The sequence below is a fragment of the Pseudomonas sp. LARHCG127 genome (assembly GCF_052871455.1).
Window position 1 is genome coordinate 27,212 of sequence record NZ_JBIXJT010000002.1, and the last position, 17,122, is coordinate 44,333.

The 17,122-nt window shown below is 62.5% G+C and carries 15 protein-coding genes; 7 read left to right on the forward strand and 8 right to left on the reverse strand.

Translation table 11 applies throughout. The features are described from left to right. The first annotated feature begins 156 nt into the window (after window positions 1-156). The 3 genes from metF (at window position 157) to ACIPQ1_RS03520 (ending at window position 4,113) form a co-directional block, all read left to right on the forward strand. Window positions 157-1,002, forward strand: a complete 846-nt coding sequence (metF, locus tag ACIPQ1_RS03510; protein ID WP_411385861.1) for a methylenetetrahydrofolate reductase [NAD(P)H] — start codon at window positions 157-159, stop codon at window positions 1,000-1,002. 201 nt (window positions 1,003-1,203) lie between these two features. Next, a complete protein-coding gene (locus ACIPQ1_RS03515; protein ID WP_446533609.1) occupies window positions 1,204-1,983 on the forward strand; it encodes a substrate-binding periplasmic protein in 780 nt (259 codons plus the stop codon). Between the two features lie 261 nt (window positions 1,984-2,244). Then, entirely contained in the window at window positions 2,245-4,113 is a 1,869-nt protein-coding gene (locus ACIPQ1_RS03520; protein ID WP_411385862.1) for a DEAD/DEAH box helicase, read from the forward strand. Between the two features lie 247 nt (window positions 4,114-4,360). On the opposite strand, the gene ACIPQ1_RS03525 is transcribed toward ACIPQ1_RS03520, so the two are convergent. The 3 genes from ACIPQ1_RS03525 to ACIPQ1_RS03535 form a co-directional block, all read right to left on the reverse strand. Continuing rightward, a complete protein-coding gene (locus ACIPQ1_RS03525) occupies window positions 4,361-4,942 on the reverse strand; it encodes a YceI family protein (RefSeq protein WP_207966847.1) in 582 nt (193 codons plus the stop codon). Window positions 4,943-4,974: 32 nt separating this feature from the next. Continuing rightward, window positions 4,975-5,526 carry a cytochrome b gene (locus ACIPQ1_RS03530; protein ID WP_411385863.1) on the reverse strand — a complete coding sequence of 184 codons (552 nt, stop codon included), beginning with the start codon at window positions 5,524-5,526 and terminating at the stop codon, window positions 4,975-4,977. 876 nt (window positions 5,527-6,402) lie between these two features. Continuing rightward, window positions 6,403-8,157, reverse strand: coding sequence for a flavin monoamine oxidase family protein (locus ACIPQ1_RS03535; RefSeq protein ID WP_411385864.1), 1,755 nt, complete (start codon window positions 8,155-8,157; stop codon window positions 6,403-6,405). A gap of 246 nt (window positions 8,158-8,403) precedes the next feature. Here ACIPQ1_RS03535 and ACIPQ1_RS03540 point away from each other — a divergent pair, with 246 nt between their 5' ends. Together ACIPQ1_RS03540 and ACIPQ1_RS03545 are read left to right on the forward strand one after the other, a co-directional pair. Next, window positions 8,404-9,810 (forward strand): adenosylmethionine--8-amino-7-oxononanoate transaminase, encoded by a 1,407-nt coding sequence (locus ACIPQ1_RS03540; RefSeq protein ID WP_446533610.1) that lies wholly within the window; start codon window positions 8,404-8,406, stop codon window positions 9,808-9,810. Between the two features lie 152 nt (window positions 9,811-9,962). Then, window positions 9,963-10,682 carry a 16S rRNA (uracil(1498)-N(3))-methyltransferase gene (locus ACIPQ1_RS03545; protein WP_446533611.1) on the forward strand — a complete coding sequence of 240 codons (720 nt, stop codon included), beginning with the start codon at window positions 9,963-9,965 and terminating at the stop codon, window positions 10,680-10,682. A 130-nt stretch (window positions 10,683-10,812) separates the two neighbouring features. Here the strand turns inward: ACIPQ1_RS03545 and ACIPQ1_RS03550 are convergent, their stop codons facing one another. Both ACIPQ1_RS03550 and ACIPQ1_RS03555 read right to left on the reverse strand, forming a co-directional pair. After that, on the reverse strand, window positions 10,813-11,715 hold the full coding sequence (locus ACIPQ1_RS03550) for a transporter substrate-binding domain-containing protein (RefSeq protein WP_411385866.1): 903 nt from the start codon (window positions 11,713-11,715) through the stop codon (window positions 10,813-10,815). A 21-nt stretch (window positions 11,716-11,736) separates the two neighbouring features. Beyond that, complete coding sequence (locus ACIPQ1_RS03555) at window positions 11,737-12,978, reverse strand: D-amino acid dehydrogenase (protein WP_411385867.1); 1,242 nt, start codon at window positions 12,976-12,978, stop codon at window positions 11,737-11,739. 105 nt (window positions 12,979-13,083) lie between these two features. On the opposite strand from ACIPQ1_RS03555, the gene ACIPQ1_RS03560 reads away from it, so the two are divergent. After that, complete coding sequence (locus ACIPQ1_RS03560) at window positions 13,084-14,007, forward strand: LysR family transcriptional regulator (protein ID WP_446533612.1); 924 nt, start codon at window positions 13,084-13,086, stop codon at window positions 14,005-14,007. Here ACIPQ1_RS03560 and trhA read toward each other — a convergent pair. After that, window positions 13,995-14,612, reverse strand: a complete 618-nt coding sequence (gene trhA / locus ACIPQ1_RS03565; protein WP_250963784.1) for a PAQR family membrane homeostasis protein TrhA — start codon at window positions 14,610-14,612, stop codon at window positions 13,995-13,997. The genes ACIPQ1_RS03560 and trhA overlap by 13 nt on opposite strands. Window positions 14,613-14,901: 289 nt before the next feature. Here trhA and ACIPQ1_RS03570 point away from each other — a divergent pair, with 289 nt between their 5' ends. Next, a complete protein-coding gene (locus tag ACIPQ1_RS03570) occupies window positions 14,902-15,816 on the forward strand; it encodes a LysR family transcriptional regulator (protein WP_446533613.1) in 915 nt (304 codons plus the stop codon). 111 nt (window positions 15,817-15,927) lie between these two features. Here ACIPQ1_RS03570 and madM read toward each other — a convergent pair whose 3' ends face one another. Next, window positions 15,928-16,692 (reverse strand): malonate transporter subunit MadM, encoded by a 765-nt coding sequence (madM, locus tag ACIPQ1_RS03575; protein WP_186729218.1) that lies wholly within the window; start codon window positions 16,690-16,692, stop codon window positions 15,928-15,930. A 5-nt stretch (window positions 16,693-16,697) separates the two neighbouring features. Further along, window positions 16,698-17,090 carry a malonate transporter subunit MadL gene (madL, locus tag ACIPQ1_RS03580; protein ID WP_053126183.1) on the reverse strand — a complete coding sequence of 131 codons (393 nt, stop codon included), beginning with the start codon at window positions 17,088-17,090 and terminating at the stop codon, window positions 16,698-16,700. Window positions 17,091-17,122: the final 32 nt, after the last annotated feature.

Below are 17,122 nucleotides of genomic sequence, written 5' to 3' on the forward strand. Positions count from 1 at the left end.
CTTTGGGGGGCGCCCGCCGGCGCCCGATTGCCGCCCCCGCGGCCGGCCCGGCCGATCGAGGTGTCTGCATCGCGAGCAGGCTCGCTCCCACACTGGCCCGCCTCCACAGGGGGCTCTGCAAGCCTCTCCGGCCTACGAGTTTCCAAGGATATGACCATGTCCCAAGACCGTCGCTACAGCTTCGAGTTCTTCCCGACAAAGACCGATGCTGGGCATGAAAAACTGATCGCCACTGCCCGTCAGTTGGCCCGCTACAACCCCGACTTCTTCTCCTGCACCTATGGCGCCGGCGGTTCGACCCGTGACCGCACCCTGAACACCGTGTTGCAGCTCGAAAGCGAAGTCAAAGTCCCGGCCGCTCCGCACCTGTCCTGCGTCGGCGACAGCAAGGACGACCTGCGCAGCCTGTTGACCCAGTACAAGGCCGCTGGCATCAAGCGCATCGTTGCCCTGCGTGGCGACCTGCCGTCGGGCATGGGCATGGCCAGCGGCGAGCTGCGCCACGCCAACGAATTGGTGAACTTCATCCGCGAAGAAACCGGCGATCACTTCCACATTGAAGTGGCTGCGTACCCGGAGATGCACCCGCAAGCGCGTAACTTTGAAGACGATCTCAACAATTTCGTCCGCAAGGCCAATGCCGGCGCCAACAGCGCGATTACCCAATACTTCTTTAACGCCGACAGTTACTTCTACTTTGTCGAACGTATCCGCAAGCTGGGCGTCGATATTCCGGTCGTGCCGGGCATCATGCCGATCACCAACTACAGCAAGCTGGCGCGTTTCTCCGACGCATGCGGTGCGGAAATCCCACGCTGGATCCGCAAGCAGCTGGAAGCCTATGGCGACGATTCCTCGAGCATCCAACGCTTCGGCGAGGACGTCATCACGCAAATGTGCGAACGGTTGTTGCAAGGCGGCGCACCGGGGCTGCATTTCTATACCCTTAACCAGGCCGAGCCCAGCCTCGCGGTATGGAACAACCTCAAGCTGCCGCGTTGAATGACTTGATGCGGTTGTACAAAGAGGCCTTGGCGAAAACCAAGGCCTTTTCCATTCAGCGCTCCTCAGCCTCAAGCAAATGCGTTCGCATCGGATGAATGCCACGAGGCCTCAATGAGCACCAAAGGCAAGCAAAAGGCAATCAAGGCGCAGGCCAGAGCGCTCTAGCTATTTGATGAGTTCTCGTCGTAACCTCAGGCCATGCCCGTCATTGTCCAGCTGCTGACCTTCTTTTTTCTCTTGTGCCTGAGCATGACCGCTCAGGCCGAGAAGTTGCGCATTGTCACCGAGCCCTGGGCCCCGTATGTCTACGAAGAGAACGGCAAGATGCTCGGCCTGGACTACGAAACCACGGCCATTGTGTTCAAGCGCCTGGGCATCGACGTGGAATGGCAGTTTCTGCCCTGGAAGCGTTGCCTGGCGATGCTCGAACAGGGGTTGGCGGACGGCGCGCTGGACATTTTCCACAGCAATGAACGCGATGCGACGCTGCTTTATCCCAGCGAACCGCTGTCGGACGTGGAATTCGTGATGTTCTACGCCAACGCCCGGCCCCACCCATTTCGCACGCTCGATGACCTGGCCGGCCTGACGGTTGGTACCTCGCCCGGCTACCTGTACAGCCAGGCCTTCAGTGAGTCGCCCCGGTTCAGACGTGAAGCGGCGCCCACCCACGAAGCCAACTTCGGCAAGTTGCAACTGGGCCGGATCGACTTGCTTATCACCGACCGCAGGGTCGGTCGCCATGTGCTCGAACAAATGCAACTGGGCGACCAGATCACCGAAAACCCTATGGTGGTGAGCCGTCAAAGCCAATACCTGGCGGTGCGGCGCAACGCCGGCATGGATTTGCTGGTGCAACGCTTCGGTGCCGAACTCAAGCGTTTCAAGCGCGAACCGGCCTATGCCGAACTGAGCGCCCGCTACGGCGCCGGCCCCCTGGCGAAGACCGCTCACCCAGCCAGTCCAGTGCTGAAATAAACCGTTGAGCAGCAGGAAAGCGGCGCGCGGCGTTTGCTCTGTTATACTCCGGCCTTCCCGCCAGGCTCACGCCCGGACGCCCGGTCTTGCAAAAGGCATCCCGACACCGCTACAGCGCAGCCTACAGCCCGCGCGAGCCTTGTCCGGACCCGCCTTCGAGGCCCGGCAGGACCGGACGGGATGACGTCTTTTTGTTGAACGTCATTCGCGCCCGGCAAGACTATCCCATTGGGCCAGGCCCTCACTAAAACAGGATTACTCATGTCCTTTGCTTCCCTCGGTCTCTCCGAGGCTTTAGTCGGCGCCATCGAAGCCGCCGGCTATACCCAGCCTACCCCGGTGCAACAGCGGGCCATTCCCGCCGTGTTGCAAGGTCGCGACTTGATGGTCGCGGCGCAGACAGGTACTGGCAAAACCGGCGGTTTCGCCCTTCCGATCCTGGAGCGGTTGTTTCCCAACGGTCACCCAGACAAATCCCAGCGTCATGGCCCGCGCCAACCGCGCGTACTGGTCCTGACCCCCACCCGCGAACTGGCGGCCCAGGTACACGAGAGCTTCAAGATCTACGCTCGCGACCTGAAGTTCGTCAGCGCCTGCATTTTTGGCGGCGTTGGCATGAACCCCCAGGTCCAGGCCATGTCCCGTGGCGTCGATGTACTGGTGGCCTGCCCCGGTCGCCTGCTGGACCTGGCCGGCCAGGGCAGCGTCGATTTGTCCCACGTCGAAATCCTCGTGCTGGACGAAGCCGACCGCATGCTCGACATGGGCTTTGTCCATGACGTGAAGAAAGTCCTCGCCCGCCTGCCTGCCAAGCGCCAGAACCTGCTGTTTTCAGCGACGTTCTCCAAGGACATCACCGACCTGGCCGGCAAGCTGCTGCACAACCCGGAGCGCATCGAAGTCACGCCGCCGAACACCACGGTCGAGCGGATCGAGCAGCGCGTGTTCCGCCTGGCGGCCAGCCACAAGCGTGCCCTGCTGGCGCACCTGATTACCGCCGGCGCCTGGGAACAGGTCCTGGTCTTCACCCGCACCAAGCACGGCGCCAACCGCCTGGCCGAGTACCTGGACAAACATGGCCTGCCGGCCGTGGCGATCCATGGCAACAAGAGCCAGAACGCTCGCACCAAGGCCCTGGCCGATTTCAAGGCCGGCGAAGTGCGCATCCTCGTGGCCACCGACATCGCGGCCCGTGGCCTGGACATTGACCAGTTGCCCCACGTGGTCAACTTCGAGCTGCCGAACGTCGATGAAGATTACGTGCACCGTATCGGCCGTACCGGCCGGGCCGGTCGTTCCGGCGAGGCGATTTCCCTGGTCGCGCCGGACGAAGAAAAACTGCTCAAAAGCATCGAGCGCATGACCAAGCAGAAAATCGCCGACGGCGACCTGATGGGCTTTGATGCCAGCACCATCGAGGCCGAGAAGCCTGAAGTGCGCGAACGTCCAGACGTGCGCAATCCACGCAACGCCCGCGGCCCACGCGGCGACGGCCCGAATGGCGGCGGTGGCGGCGGCGGTCGCAAAGACAAAGGCAAGGACAAGGGCAAGGAAAAATCGGCCAGCAACAGCAATGGCCGCGGCGAACGCCCTGCCCGCGAGCAAAAGCCTCGCGAAGGCACTCCGGCCCGTGAACAGCAGCGCCCAGCACCGCGTGCCGCAGCCGATCGTGCTCCGGACGAGTTCCTGGATGACGATGTGGATAACTTCGGTAACCGCGTCGACTACGTGCCTCAGCAGAAACCGGCCCAAGGCCGCGGTCGCCGCCCAGGTGCCCCGGCACAGGGCACCGGTGCAGGCGCTCCGCGCACCGGCCAGCCACAAGGTCGCCAGAACGGTCCGCGCAACAGCAACGGCTCTTCCACCGGCACGCCACCGGCCAAGCGCAACGGTCCACGCAACGGTGCCCCCCGTGACGGTCAAGCCCGCCGCGACGACACCCGCCCGCGCCGCCCGGCCCGTGACGACCAGCCTCGCCAGGAACCCGCCGTGCAGAACCCGCGCAGCAACCAGCCGAAGATCATGCACAAGGAATCGAAAGCCGATCGTTTCCCGACGCCTGAACAGCTGGATCAACTGCCAAGCCGCCCACGGGGTGAAAAACCGGCCTTGCTGACACGCAATCGTTGAGTTTTTCCAAGCCTTGAGAAATGCCCCGGGCCTTGCGACCCGGGGCATTTTTTTGGCCCAACACAATTCCAAATGTGGGAGCGAGCTTGCTCGCGATAGCGGTGTATCAGTCAACATCGAAATTGACAGGCAGGGCGCCATCGCGAGCAAGCTCGCTCCCACAGGGTCTTCTGTGACACCGGAATCCGCGCAATAAAAAACGCCCCTGATCGCAAGACCAGGGGCGTTTTTTTGTCAGGCGCGAAAGTTACTTCGCTTTGACACCTTCGAACGAGACGTACAGTTCGACCGCGTCGGATTTTGGTCCCAGGTCTTTCTGCTTGCCGAAGTCGGAACGCTTGATGGTAGTGGTGCCTTCGAAGCCGGCACGGTAGCCGCCCCACGGATCCTTGCCTTCACCCAGGAAAGTCGCCTTGACCACAACCGGCTTGGTCACGCCCAGCAGGGTCAGGTCACCGGTCACATCGGCCGTGTTTTCGCCGGTGGACTTGACGCTGGTGGACACGAACGTGGCCTTGCCGAATTTGCTGGCATTCAAGAAGTCAGCGCTGGCGATGTGCTTGTCACGCTCGGCGTGATTGGTGAACACGCTGGCGGTGTTGACGTTGAACTCGATCTTGCTGGCTTCAGGCTTGGCGGCATCGAAACTGAACTTGCCGTCGATGTCCTTGAAGGTACCCGTGATGTAGCTATAGCCCAGGTGGCTGATCTTGAAGTCGACGAAGGCGTGCTGGCCTTCCTTGTCGACCACGTAGTCGGCAGCCATGGCCTGGCCGGCGGACAGCAGGGCAGAACCGATTGCCAGGGCGGCGAGCGTCTTTTTCAACATGCTTTCTATTCCTTTGGAGTCAAGGTTGAACATCAGGCTTCGCGCCCCAGCATTCGCTTGAGGGTCGCGTCACGGTCGATAAAGTGGTGTTTCAATGCTGCCAACGCATGAAGGCCGGAAAAAATTACCAACGCCCATGCCAGGTAAAAATGGATCTGGCCGGCGACGTCTGCCTGATCGGGCAGTCCGGACACCAGCGCGGGTACTTCAAACAGGCCAAACACCGGAATCCCGACACCGTCTGCGGTGGAAATCAGGTAACCGGCAATCATCACGGCGAACAGCCCGAGATACAGTGCGCCATGGCCAAGCTTGGCACTGACGCGAGTCAGGCGTCCGTAGGTTTCCAGGGTCGGTGGCGGCGGGCTGACAAAACGCCAGATCACTCGCAGCAGCATGACCGCCAGCAGCACCAGGCCGATGCTCTTGTGCAGGTCCGGCGCGTCTTTGCGCCAGGTGCTGTAGTAATCCAGGCCAACCATCCACAGGCCCAGGGCGAACAACCCGTACACCGCCAGGGCAACGGCCCAGTGGGAAACGATGCTGACCCAGCCATAACGAGAAGAAGAGTTGCGAAGCTGCATTGCTCATATCCTGTAAAAACTGCGCTCAAGACTAGCGACTTATCTATCGATTTAAAGCGGAAAATTTCGCTTTGAAATATCGAGAAATACGATCATCAGTCTGGAGGCGGTGGGTTAAGGAAAGATTAAAGCGAATGCGCTGCGTAATGGCGAGGGGGAACCAGGAGATCAGCTCGGCTGGAAGCCGTCATCGCGAGCGGGCTTGCGAGCCAGCGTGGGGCAGCATCTGACACCTTGCAATCGTTTGGTAGCGAGTTTGCTTACTTATTGACGCACTCAGGCCTGTAAGGATCCATGTCACATCTATAAGTTAATTGAGGGTCGTGCTTTTTCAGCACCAAACGACCATCAGCAGTGCAACCACTGACACCGAATTCTGCCAATAGCATTAAAGCCGTTATTAGGTTCATGTTCGCTCAGCTTTCATGACCTTGAATTATCAGTTCACCGAGCATTCAGGCTTGTATGGGTCAAACGTGCACTTGTACGCCGACTGAGGGCCTCGTTCTGGAACCATCGGGATCATCAGAGGATCCCGACATTCACCATACACACACCCATACATCGAAACCAATACGACCATCGCCATGAGTATTTTCATACGCGCTCCTGTTTTTTTGGAGAGCCTAGTCTCATGACTTGATGCGCTCTATCGCCTGCTTCCGGTTAAAGGGTGGGAAGTTTCCGATATATCACCGAGGCGTGTAGGACGTCAGCAAGCCGTGGCGAGGGAGCTTGCTCCCGCTGGGCTGCGCAGCAGCCCCAAAACAGGGACGCTTCGCGACCCAGCGGGAGCAAGCTCCCTCGCCACAGGTTTGTCGACTGCCTTAAGTGAACAGCATTCGGCCTTTGTGCCGCGCTCTTTCCACCTGACCGTTACTGAGCCTTGGTCTCAGTAGCCGTCGCCGGTTTGACGGCTGGCTTCTTCACCGGCTCGGCCTTTTTCACCGGAGCCTTGGCCGGGGCTTTTTTAGCCGGGGCCTTGGCGGCTGGTTTTTTCGCCGCAGGTTTGGCCGCTGCTTTCTTGGCGGGCTCAACCTTCGCCGGGGCCGGCGCGGGAGGTTCCACCGGGGCCGGTGCTGGGGCAGGCGTTGGAGCTGGCGGCGGTGCTACCGGCTCTGGCGCCTTCACCGGCTCGGGTTTCTTGTCGTCATCCGAACCGCCAAACAGGTTGCTGAAGAAGTTGCCCTTCTTCGCCGCCACCGCACCGGCCGCCGCTGCGGCAACTGGTGCTACCTTGGCCGGTTCGAACGACTTGCCGGCCGCCAGATCTTGGACCTGGCTGGCTGCCCGCTCGCCGCTGCGCAACGCGCCTTCCAGGGTGCCTGGGTACAAGGTGTCGGTGTGTTCACCGGCAAAGGCTACGCGCTGCAACGGTTTTTCCCACAGGCGCCAGTACTTGCTGATCTGACCGGGGCCAAAGGCCAGGTAGGCGCCGCCCATGGACGGGTCGGTGCTGTAGCGGCGGATCTCATAGCCGGTGAACGCGCCACGGGCCTGTGGATAAAATGCGTGCAGGCGGATCAGCACCTGGTCGACCATCTGCTTGTCGCCGAAGGCCTGCATCACCCGGGCGTTGTCGCCGGACAGGTTGATGACAACGTTGGCGCCGCCCTTCATGGCCGGCTCGATCCACATCATGCCCAGGCCGGTGTTGCTGTAGATCTCACCCGACATGCGCGCCTTGCTGTCCCAGACCGGGGTTTTGAACTTGAGCATGATCTGGTCGCGCCAGCCGTAGTTGGTGCCTTTGATCGCACCTTGATGCTGGGCATCCAGGGCCGGGGTCAGCTGGATCTTGTTCAGGGCCCGCAATGGCACCGCCAGCACCACGTAGTCAGCCTGGTAGCCGACGCTGCCGACCTTGACGGTCACGCCGTCCTTGTCCTGGGAGATGGCCGACACGGGCGAGTTGGTCTTGATGGTTTTCAGTTGCTTGACGAACGCCTGGGCCAGGACCGGACTGCCACCGAGCAAGCGCGAGGCCCGCAGGTCGCGGTCGGACACGCCGCGATAGACACGGTTCTGCTGAGCGAAATACAGCAGCGACAGGCGCGAAGGCTCGTCGTAGCGCGTGCGAATTTCCTGATTCACCAACTGACGGGCCGTGGCTGGCAATTGCAGGCGGTCGAGCCAGTTGGACACGGTGATCTGGTCCAGCGCATGCAAGGTGTTGGTGGCCGCTGGGTTCTGCGGGTCATCGATGGAGCGCGCCAGGTCGTCCAGGGTGGTTTCGTAGCGCTTGAGGGCTTCGGCGGTGGCCGGCTGCTTGGTCGCCAGGTCCGCGGCGGTGAAATACGTACCGTCGATCAGGTAGCTGGGGGTCCGCACGAATTCCGGGGCCGGCGTGGTGCTCAGCTTGAAGGTGGAGACGTACTTGTTCAGCACCGGCTGGGTCTTTTCGTTGCCGATCCACTCGCTGGTGGCCATGCCCGAGCGGCCACCCAGGCTCGGCTTGGCTTCCAGCAGGGTCACGGCCCAGCCCTTGTTTTGCAGCTCGTAGGCCGCCGTCAGTCCGGCCAACCCGCCGCCGATGACGATGGCCGTCGGTTGCTTGTCCTTGGCCAGCGCCGAAACGCTGAACAGCCCTATCATCACCAGCGCACAGGCGCGCAGCCAACCAGCAGACATTCAACGAACTCCGGATTAAAACCTAGGAAATTTCAGCTTCGAGCCAGGCGGCTCGCGATTTTTCGAGCCAGTCGGCCCAGGGAACGGCGAAGAATACGTCAGCCATCAAAACGCCGCCAGCGACGTCTATCGCCTGGCTCAAAGTAGCGCGAATGACACAATGGGTTGTCCCCACGGCCGCCATTGCATAGGCTTGCGCGATTGTTTTGCCCGCGCCCGCCGCGAGCCGCCTCGAGGAGACTGTACATGGGCCTGAATAACCAGTGGATGCAACGCGACCTCGCGGTGCTGTGGCATCCCTGCACCCAGATGAAAGACCACGAACAGCTGCCCCTGATCCCCATCAAGCGCGGTGAAGGCGTGTGGCTGGAAGATTTCGAAGGCAAGCGCTACCTCGATGCCGTCAGTTCCTGGTGGGTCAACGTGTTCGGCCACGCCAACCCGCGCATCAACCAGCGCATCAAGGACCAGGTCGATCAACTGGAGCATGTGATCCTTGCCGGCTTCAGCCACCAGCCGGTGATCGAGCTGTCCGAACGCCTGGTGAAGATGACGCCCGAGGGCCTGACCCGGTGCTTCTACGCCGATAACGGTTCGTCCTGCATCGAAGTGGCGATGAAGATGAGCTTCCACTACTGGATCAATCGCGGCCAGCCGGACAAGAAGCGCTTCGTCACCCTGAGCAACAGTTACCACGGCGAAACCATCGCGGCGATGTCGGTGGGCGACGTGCCGTTGTTCACCGAAACCTACAAGGCGTTGCTGCTGGACACGATCAAGGTGCCGAGCCCCGACTGCTACCACCGCCCCGAAGGCATGGGTTGGGAGGAGCATTCGCGGAATATGTTCGCCGCCATGGAGCAGACCCTGGCCGAGCACCACGACACGGTGGCGGCGGTGATCGTCGAGCCGCTGATCCAGGGCGCTGGCGGCATGCGCATGTACCACCCGGTGTACCTGAAGCTGCTGCGCGAGGCCTGCGACCGCTATGGGGTGCACCTGATCCACGACGAAATCGCCGTCGGCTTCGGCCGCACCGGGACGATGTTTGCCTGTGAACAGGCCGGCATCACCCCGGATTTCCTCTGCCTGTCCAAGGCCCTGACCGGCGGTTACCTGCCGCTGGCGGCGTGCGTGACCACCGACGAGGTCTACAGCGCGTTCTACGACGACTACCCGACCTTGCGCGCCTTCCTGCATTCCCACAGCTACACGGGCAACCCGCTGGCCTGCGCGGCGGCCCTGGCGACGCTGGATATCTTCGAAGACGACAACGTCATCGAAAACAACCGAGCCCTGGCCCAACGCATGGCCAGCGCGACCGCCCACCTGGCCGACCATCCGAACGTCGCCGAGGTTCGCCAGACCGGCATGGTGCTGGCCATCGAGATGGTCAAGGACAAGGCCAGCAAGACTGCTTATCCATGGCAGGAACGCCGCGGCCTGGCCGTGTTCCAGCATGCCCTGGAGCGCGGTGCATTGTTGCGACCGCTGGGCAGCGTGGTGTATTTCCTGCCGCCGTATGTCATCACCCCGGAGCAGATCGACTTCCTCGCCGAAGTGGCCAGCGAAGGCATCGACATCGCCACCCGGGACAAGGTCAGCGTGGCGGTGCCGAAGGACTTTCACCCGGGTTATCGCGATCCGGGCTGACGACAAATTTCTCTGTGGCGAGGGAGCTTGCTCCCGCTGGCTGCGAAGCGGCCCCTCCTGGCGATTGCTGCGCAATCGAGCGGGAGCAAGCACCCTCGCCACAAAAGCTCCCTCGCAGCAATGGCGAATTCAGATTCAATAGAGAACAAAACATGAGACTGTCCCGCTTCTTCATCGATGCCCCCCTGAGCCTCGGCGATCACGAGCTGCCTGAGGCCCAGGCCCACTACATAGGCCGGGTGCTGCGCATGGCCGAGGGCGATGCGGTGCAGGTGTTCGACGGCTCCGGCCAGGAGTTTCGCGGCACCCTGGCCGAAGTCGGCAAGAAACGCGTGCGGGTGCAACTGGACGAGCAATTCGCCGGACAGCCTGAATCGCCGCTGCGTATTCACCTCGGCCAGGGCCTGTCCCGGGGCGAGCGCATGGACTGGGCGATCCAGAAGGCCACGGAATTGGGGGTCAGCGAGATCACGCCGATTTTCAGCGAGCGCTGCGAAGTGCGCCTCAAGGACGAGCGCGCCGACAAGCGCTTGCTGCACTGGCGCCAGGTGGCGATCAGCGCCTGCGAACAGTGCGGGCGATCGACCGTGCCGGTGATCCACCCGCCGCTGTTGCTGGCGGACTGGTTGAAGCAGGCCGAGGCCGAACTGAAACTGGTACTGCACCCGGTGGCCGAGCCGCTGGTCGGCCATGACAAACCGTCCACACTGGCCTTCCTGATCGGCCCCGAGGGCGGCTTGTCGGATGCCGAGGTCGAGCAGGCCAAAGCCGCCGGCTACCACGCCGCCCGCCTCGGCCCCCGCGTGCTGCGCACCGAAACCGCGCCGGTAGTGGCGTTGGCGGTGGCGCAGCAGTTGTGGGGGGATTTCTGAAATCAGATACATCTCCTGTGGGAGCGAGCTTGCTCGCGATGGCGGTGGGTCAGTCAATATCGATGCCGACTGATCCGGCGCTATCGCGAGCAAGCTCACTCCCACAGGGCATCGTGGATGTCTGGACGGCCTATTGCACCGGCTCACTCGTCGGCTTGGCAATGATCGCCTTCAACTCGCTGGTCATCGGAAACTCCAGGTTCAGGCCCTTGGGTGGAATCGGTTTCTGGAACCAGCGATCGTAGATCTCGTTGATTTCCCCCGACTTGTACAAATCGGCCAGGGTCGCGTTGACCAGCGCCAGGAATTGCGGATCGTCCTTGCGCACCATGCAGCTGTAGATTTCCCGCGATTGCTCCTGCCCCACCACCACCCACTTGTGCGGGTCGCGGGCCTTGGCCCGTTCGCCGTAGAGCAGCGCATCGTCCATGTAGAACGCCGCCGCCCGGCCGGTCTCGAGCATCTGGAAGGACTCGCCGTGGTCCTTGGCGCTGATGATGAACATGTCGGCCTTGTTGTCCTGGTTGTAGCTTTTCAGGAAGCGTTCATTGGTGGTGCCGGCGGTGGTCACCACGTTCTTGCCACGCAGGTCGGCGAAACTGCGAATGCCGCTGTCCCTGGCCGTCAGCAACTGGCCCTTCACGTAGATAAAACCATAGGAAAACGCCACTTGCTTCTGCCGCTCGGCTGTCACCCCGGTGGAGCCGCACTCCAGGTCCACGGTGCCGTTCTGCACCAGTGGAATGCGGGTCTGGGAGGTGACCAGGTTGTACTTCACGTTCAGTTGCGGCAATGCCAGTTGCTGCTTGATGCGCTCGACGATCTTGCCCGCCAGTTCCACCGAATAACCCATCGGTTTGCCGCTGTTATCCGCGACATAGGAAAACGGCACCGAGGCGTCGCGATAGCCCAGGGTGATGGTCTCGCTGCTAGCGATCTTGCCCAGCGTGCCCGCCGCTGGCGCCTCATTGGCAAAAGCCGGGGCGCTCAATAGCAGGCTCAGAGTGCAGCCGATCAACGTGATTTTTTGCATTGTTATTCTCCGTTGGGTAAGTCAGGCGGCGCGGGGCGTCAGGCCCTGCAAGTCGATGGAAGGTGTGTGCTGGCGGATCAGCTCGCTGAGCACGCGAGCGCTGCCACACGCCAGGGTAAAACCCAGGGCCCCATGGCCCAGGTTGAGCCACAGGTTACGGTAGCCGGTGGCGCCGATCAGCGGCACGCCGCTGGGGGTGGCCGGGCGCATGCCGGCCCATTCGATGGCACGGGAATAATCCCCAGCCTGGGGAAAAGTTTCCAGGGCCTGGCGCTTGATCAAGGCCAGGCGCTTGGGGTCCGGTGTCGGGTCGAAGCCGACGATGTCGACCATCGCCGCGATTCGCAATTGTTCGCCGATCCGCGCATAGACGACCTTGCGGTCGTAGTCGGTGATGCTCAACTCCGGCGCCTGATGCTCGGGACCAATGGGCACGGTCAAGCTGTAGCCCTTGAGCGGATACAGCGGCATCCGCACGCCGGGCAAGGCGAGCGCGGCGCTGCGGTGGCCGGCAGCGATCACCAGGTGCTCCACCGGCAGCCGCTGCCCGTCCAGCACGATGGCCTGCACCGCGCCATTGGCGTGTTCGATGGCGCTGACCGGCTGCCCCAACACGAACTCGCAGCGCCCCGAAGCGCGCAAACGTGCCGCCAATTGCTGGCAGAACCCATGGCAATCGGCGACCTCCTCATCCGGTGTGTAGATCCCGCCTACATACGGCACGCCGGCCAGGGCCGGTTCCAGGATCGCGCACTCGGCGGGGCCAAGCATCTGCTGAGAGGCACTGTCCGCCAACCCCTGCCGCGCGCGCCGGAAATGCCCGGCGTCGCGAAACGTCACCAGCTTGCCGTTGCGCCGCCACTCGAAGCCGTCGAGGTGGTCCTGCTCGCGCCAGCCCTGCAAGGTCGCCTGGCTCAACAGCGCCAGGCGCAGCAGGTGGGCGCCGTTGCGCCGATTGACCGAAGTCCGGCACGCGCCAATGAACGCAGCCATCCAGCGCCACTGCGCCGGGTCCAGGCGTGGCCGCAGCTTGAGCGGCGAGTCACCGCGCAGCATCCAGCCCAAGGCCTGCCAGGGCACGCCGGCATCCGCCAGCGGAGCGACATAGCGATAGGACAGCTGGCCACCGTTGGCGAAACTGGTTTCGCTGCCCAAGGTCTCCCGGGCCTCCACCACCGTCACGTCGATGCCGTCGCGCACCAGCGCATAAGCCGTCGCCAGCCCCACCACGCCACCGCCGATGATGCAAACCCGCTGAGCCATGTCCGTCTCACATCTGTTTTGAATGGCTTCAGGTTAGGACCAGGTGACAGGCCGCGAACAATGAATAAAGATGGGGCCCCTATAAACAAAGGTTATGGGCTTGCCATGCGCCTTCGTCATATCGAGATTTTCCAGGCCATCCGCCAGACCGGCTCCATCAGTGGTGCGGCCCAACTGCTGCACGTTTCGCAACCGGCGGTGACCAAAGTACTGCAGCATGCCGAGCAGCAATTGGGGTTTGCGTTATTCCTGCGGGTGCGCGGCAAGTTGCAGGCCACCCCCGAAGCGTTGGAGCTGGAGCGCGAAGTCGACAAGGTCAGCGAGAGCCTGCAAGGTGTCCGGCGTCTCGCCCAGAGCCTGCGCCGCGAGCCGGGCCACAGCCTGCGGATCGGCGCGACACCGGCCCTGGCCTTGTCGCTATTGCCGGCGGCGATCCATCAATGGACCCGACGCTACCCGGACATCGTCTGCGAGTTGTCCAGCGCCCACAGCCGCGAACTGACGCAGAACCTGCTGATGCGCGAAATCGACGTGGCCCTGACCCTGCAACCGCCCGATCATCCGGGACTCAAGGCCCAGGCCCTGGCCAGCGGCGTATTGGTCGCCCTGGCGCCGAGCGGTCATTGGCCCGAAGCGCAGGTGGGCCAGCCGATGCCGTTGCAGGCCCTGGCCGGCGCACCGTTGATCGGCCTGTCCAGTGCCGATCCGCTTTCCGCCAAGCTGGACGGCTATCTCAAGGCCGTGGAACCGCCGCCGCGCATCAGCATCGCCGTACAGACCTATTCACTGGCCCGGGCCATGGTCGAGTCCGGCGCCGGGCTGGCGGTGATCGATCCGTTCACGGCGCTCGGCGCTTCGAGCACCCGCACGGCCATCCGGCCATTGTCGCCACCGCTGCCCATTTCGCTGTACGCCGTGACCCGAGCCGACGAGGCCCCGGTGCATACCCTCGGCGCGTTGCTGGAGATTGTTGCCAGCCAGGCCCAGGCGCAACTGGATCGCCTGTTCGCCGCCGCTCAGAGCACGTAGAACAGAATCGCCACGAAGTGCAGCAGACTGCCGGCCATGACAAACAAGTGCCAGATGCCATGGGCGTGGCGCAGCCGGTGGTCGAGGGCGAAAAAGATGATGCCAACGGTGTACAGCACGCCGCCCGAGGCCAACCAGGCGAACCCGCTGCCGCCCAGGGCCGCCAGCAGGGGTTTGACCGCCACCAGCACGATCCAGCCCATCACGGCGTAGATCACGATCGACAGGATCCGCGCTTCGGAACGCGGCTTGATTTCCTGCAGGATCCCAATCACGGCCAGCCCCCAGACGATCCCGAACAACGTCCAGCCCCACGGCCCGCGCAGGGTCACCAGGCAGAACGGGGTGTAGCTGCCGGCAATCAACAGGTAGATCGAAAAGTGATCGACCTTCTGCATGATTTCTTTTTTGCGCCCGCGCACGCTGTGGTAGACCGTCGAAGCGCTGTACAGCACCAGCAAGGTGAACCCGTAGATCGCCACGCTGACGATCTTCCAGGGATCGCCCGCCATCCCGGCGATCACCAGCAACCACACCGCGCCGATAAACGCCGCGACCGCCCCCACCAGGTGCGTCCAGGCGTTGAGTCGTTCCCCGTGATACATCCACTACCACCTCACATTTAGAAACAGGGGGCCAGGCTCAGGCCTGGCGCGTGAAAGTGCAATGGTTTGCTTTTTAAACCTGGAGACATACCTTGTGGCGAGGGGATTTATCCCCGCTGGGCTGCGAAGCGGCCCCAATACACCTGAATGCGATCAGCCTGACACCCCGAGGTGACAGGATTTGGGGCTGCTGCGCAGCCCAGCGGGGATAAATCCCCTCGCCACAGATTAACCCTCCAAAAAAAGTCGATTGGGGCACAATCGGGCCATACGAATAAGAGTCCGCCCCATGCTGATCGACGAAGAATTGACCCTGAAGAAACTCGAGGTGTTCCTGGCCTTCATGCGCACCGGCAACCTGGCGCGGGCGGCGGCCGAGTTGCAGACCAGCAACGTCAGCGTGCACCGGGCCATCCATTCGCTGGAAAGCGCCCTGCGCTGCCCGTTGTTCAAGCACGAAGGCCGCAACCTCACGCCGCTGGAAAGCGCCTATGTACTGGAGGAACGGGCGCAGAAGCTGATCCAGGACGTGGTCGAAAGCGTGCGCCTGACCCGCGAAGCCGCCGGCTTCTCCGCCGAGCGCTTCAAGCTCGGCTCGCTGTATTCGCTGACGGTCAAGACCGTGCCGCAATTGATCATGGGCCTGAAGATCCGCCGCAGCGAACTCAATATCGACCTGATCATGGGCTCCAACATCGACCTGCTGTACAAGCTCAAGAACATGGAAGTCGATGCGATCCTGGTGTCCCTGGACGACAGCGTCAACGACCCGGATTGCGAGCAGATCGCGCTGTTTTCCGATGACATCTTCCTCGCCACGCCGGCCGACTCGCCCTTTGCCCAGCGCAGCGAAGTCGACTTGGCCGAGGTCCGCGACGAGACGTTCATCACCCTGACCCAGGGCTTCGCCACGCATCAGGACGGTGTACGGGTGTTCAAGCAGGCGGGCTTCGAGCCGAAGGTGGCGATGCAGGTCAACGACATCTTCACCCTGCTGAGCATGGTCAGTTCCGGGGTGGGCTACGCTTTGCTGCCAGGCCGGATTGCGGCGGTGTATGAAAACCGGGTGAAGCTGATCCCGTTGCAGGAAAAGTACCGGTTGCAGCAGCACATTGGCGTGGTGTTCCTCAAGGCCAAGGAGCGCGATCCGAACCTGCTGGCGTTGCTGGCGGAGTGCCGGATGTATGCCAATCGTCAGGCTTGAAACCCGGTTGCCCCCAATCGCGAGCAAGCTCGCTCCCACAGGGACATGCGGTCAACTGTGGGAGCGAGCTTGCTCGCGATGGCGACAGTCCTTTCAATAAGGATTCAAGCCCTACCCCATCAACCCCCGCATAATCAGGAACAACAGCGAAGGCCCGAGCAAGCACCCAAGGGCGGTATAGAACGCCGCCGTCAGACAGCCATACGGCACCAGCTTCGGATCGGTCGCCGCCAGGCCACCGGCCACGCCACTGGAAGTACCCATGAGCCCGCCGAAGATCACCGCGCTACGCGGGTTGTTGAGGCCGATGTACGGCGCCACGAACGGTGTCGCCACCATCACCAGGATCGCCTTGATCAACCCGGCGGCAATGGACAGGGCCATCACCTCGGAAGTGGCCCCAATCGCCGCCCCGGTCACCGGCCCGACGATGTAGGTCACGGCTCCCGCACCGATGGTGGTCAGGCTCACCGAATCGGTATAACCAAAGGCCATCGCCACGCCAACCCCGGCAATGAACGACGTACCGACCCCGACGAACAAGGCCAGCACTCCAACGAAACCGGCGCGCTTGAGTTCCTCGACACTCACGCCGAATGCCGTGGCGACGATGGCGAAGTCCCGCAGCATGGCGCCGCCCAGCAAGCCAATCCCGGACAGCAGCGGGATGTCCACCACGCCCTTCTGCCCGCCGGTCATGGCCCCGCCGATGTAGGAAAGCACCAGTCCCAGCAGAATGGCGATGGCCGAGCCGTGCAGGCGACCTTTGGTGAACGTGTTGCTGATCCAGTAGGACACCCACATGGTGATGCCGACGATGGCAAAACCGCTGATCAGGCCGTAGCCGGTGATGACTTTCATCATGGATTCGTACATGGCAATCACCCGACCGTCTTGACGGAAACGTCGGCCTGAGGCCCTTTGTTGCCAATGCGCACCAGCACCGGCACCAACGCAAAGGCAATCACCACCGCGAGGGTCCCGGCCAGGATCGCCATCGGCCCGCCCTTGAGCGCACCGTAGACGTTTTGCTGTGCCGCCATCGCGACCACGATGGGGATGTAGACCGCGCTCCAGAATTCCACGCCGGCCTCGGATTTGCCCGTGAACAGGCCGCGTTTGTTCAGGTAACTGCCCAGGCCGATCAACAGCAGCATCGCAATGCCGACGCCGCCGACGTTGGCCGGCACGCCAATCAGCTTGCCCAGCAGCTCACCGATGAAAATACCCGCCAGGGTACAAAAGGCCAGGAACGCCACACCGTAAATAATCATTGTCGTAGTCCTCAAAATGCATCGTCGAAGTT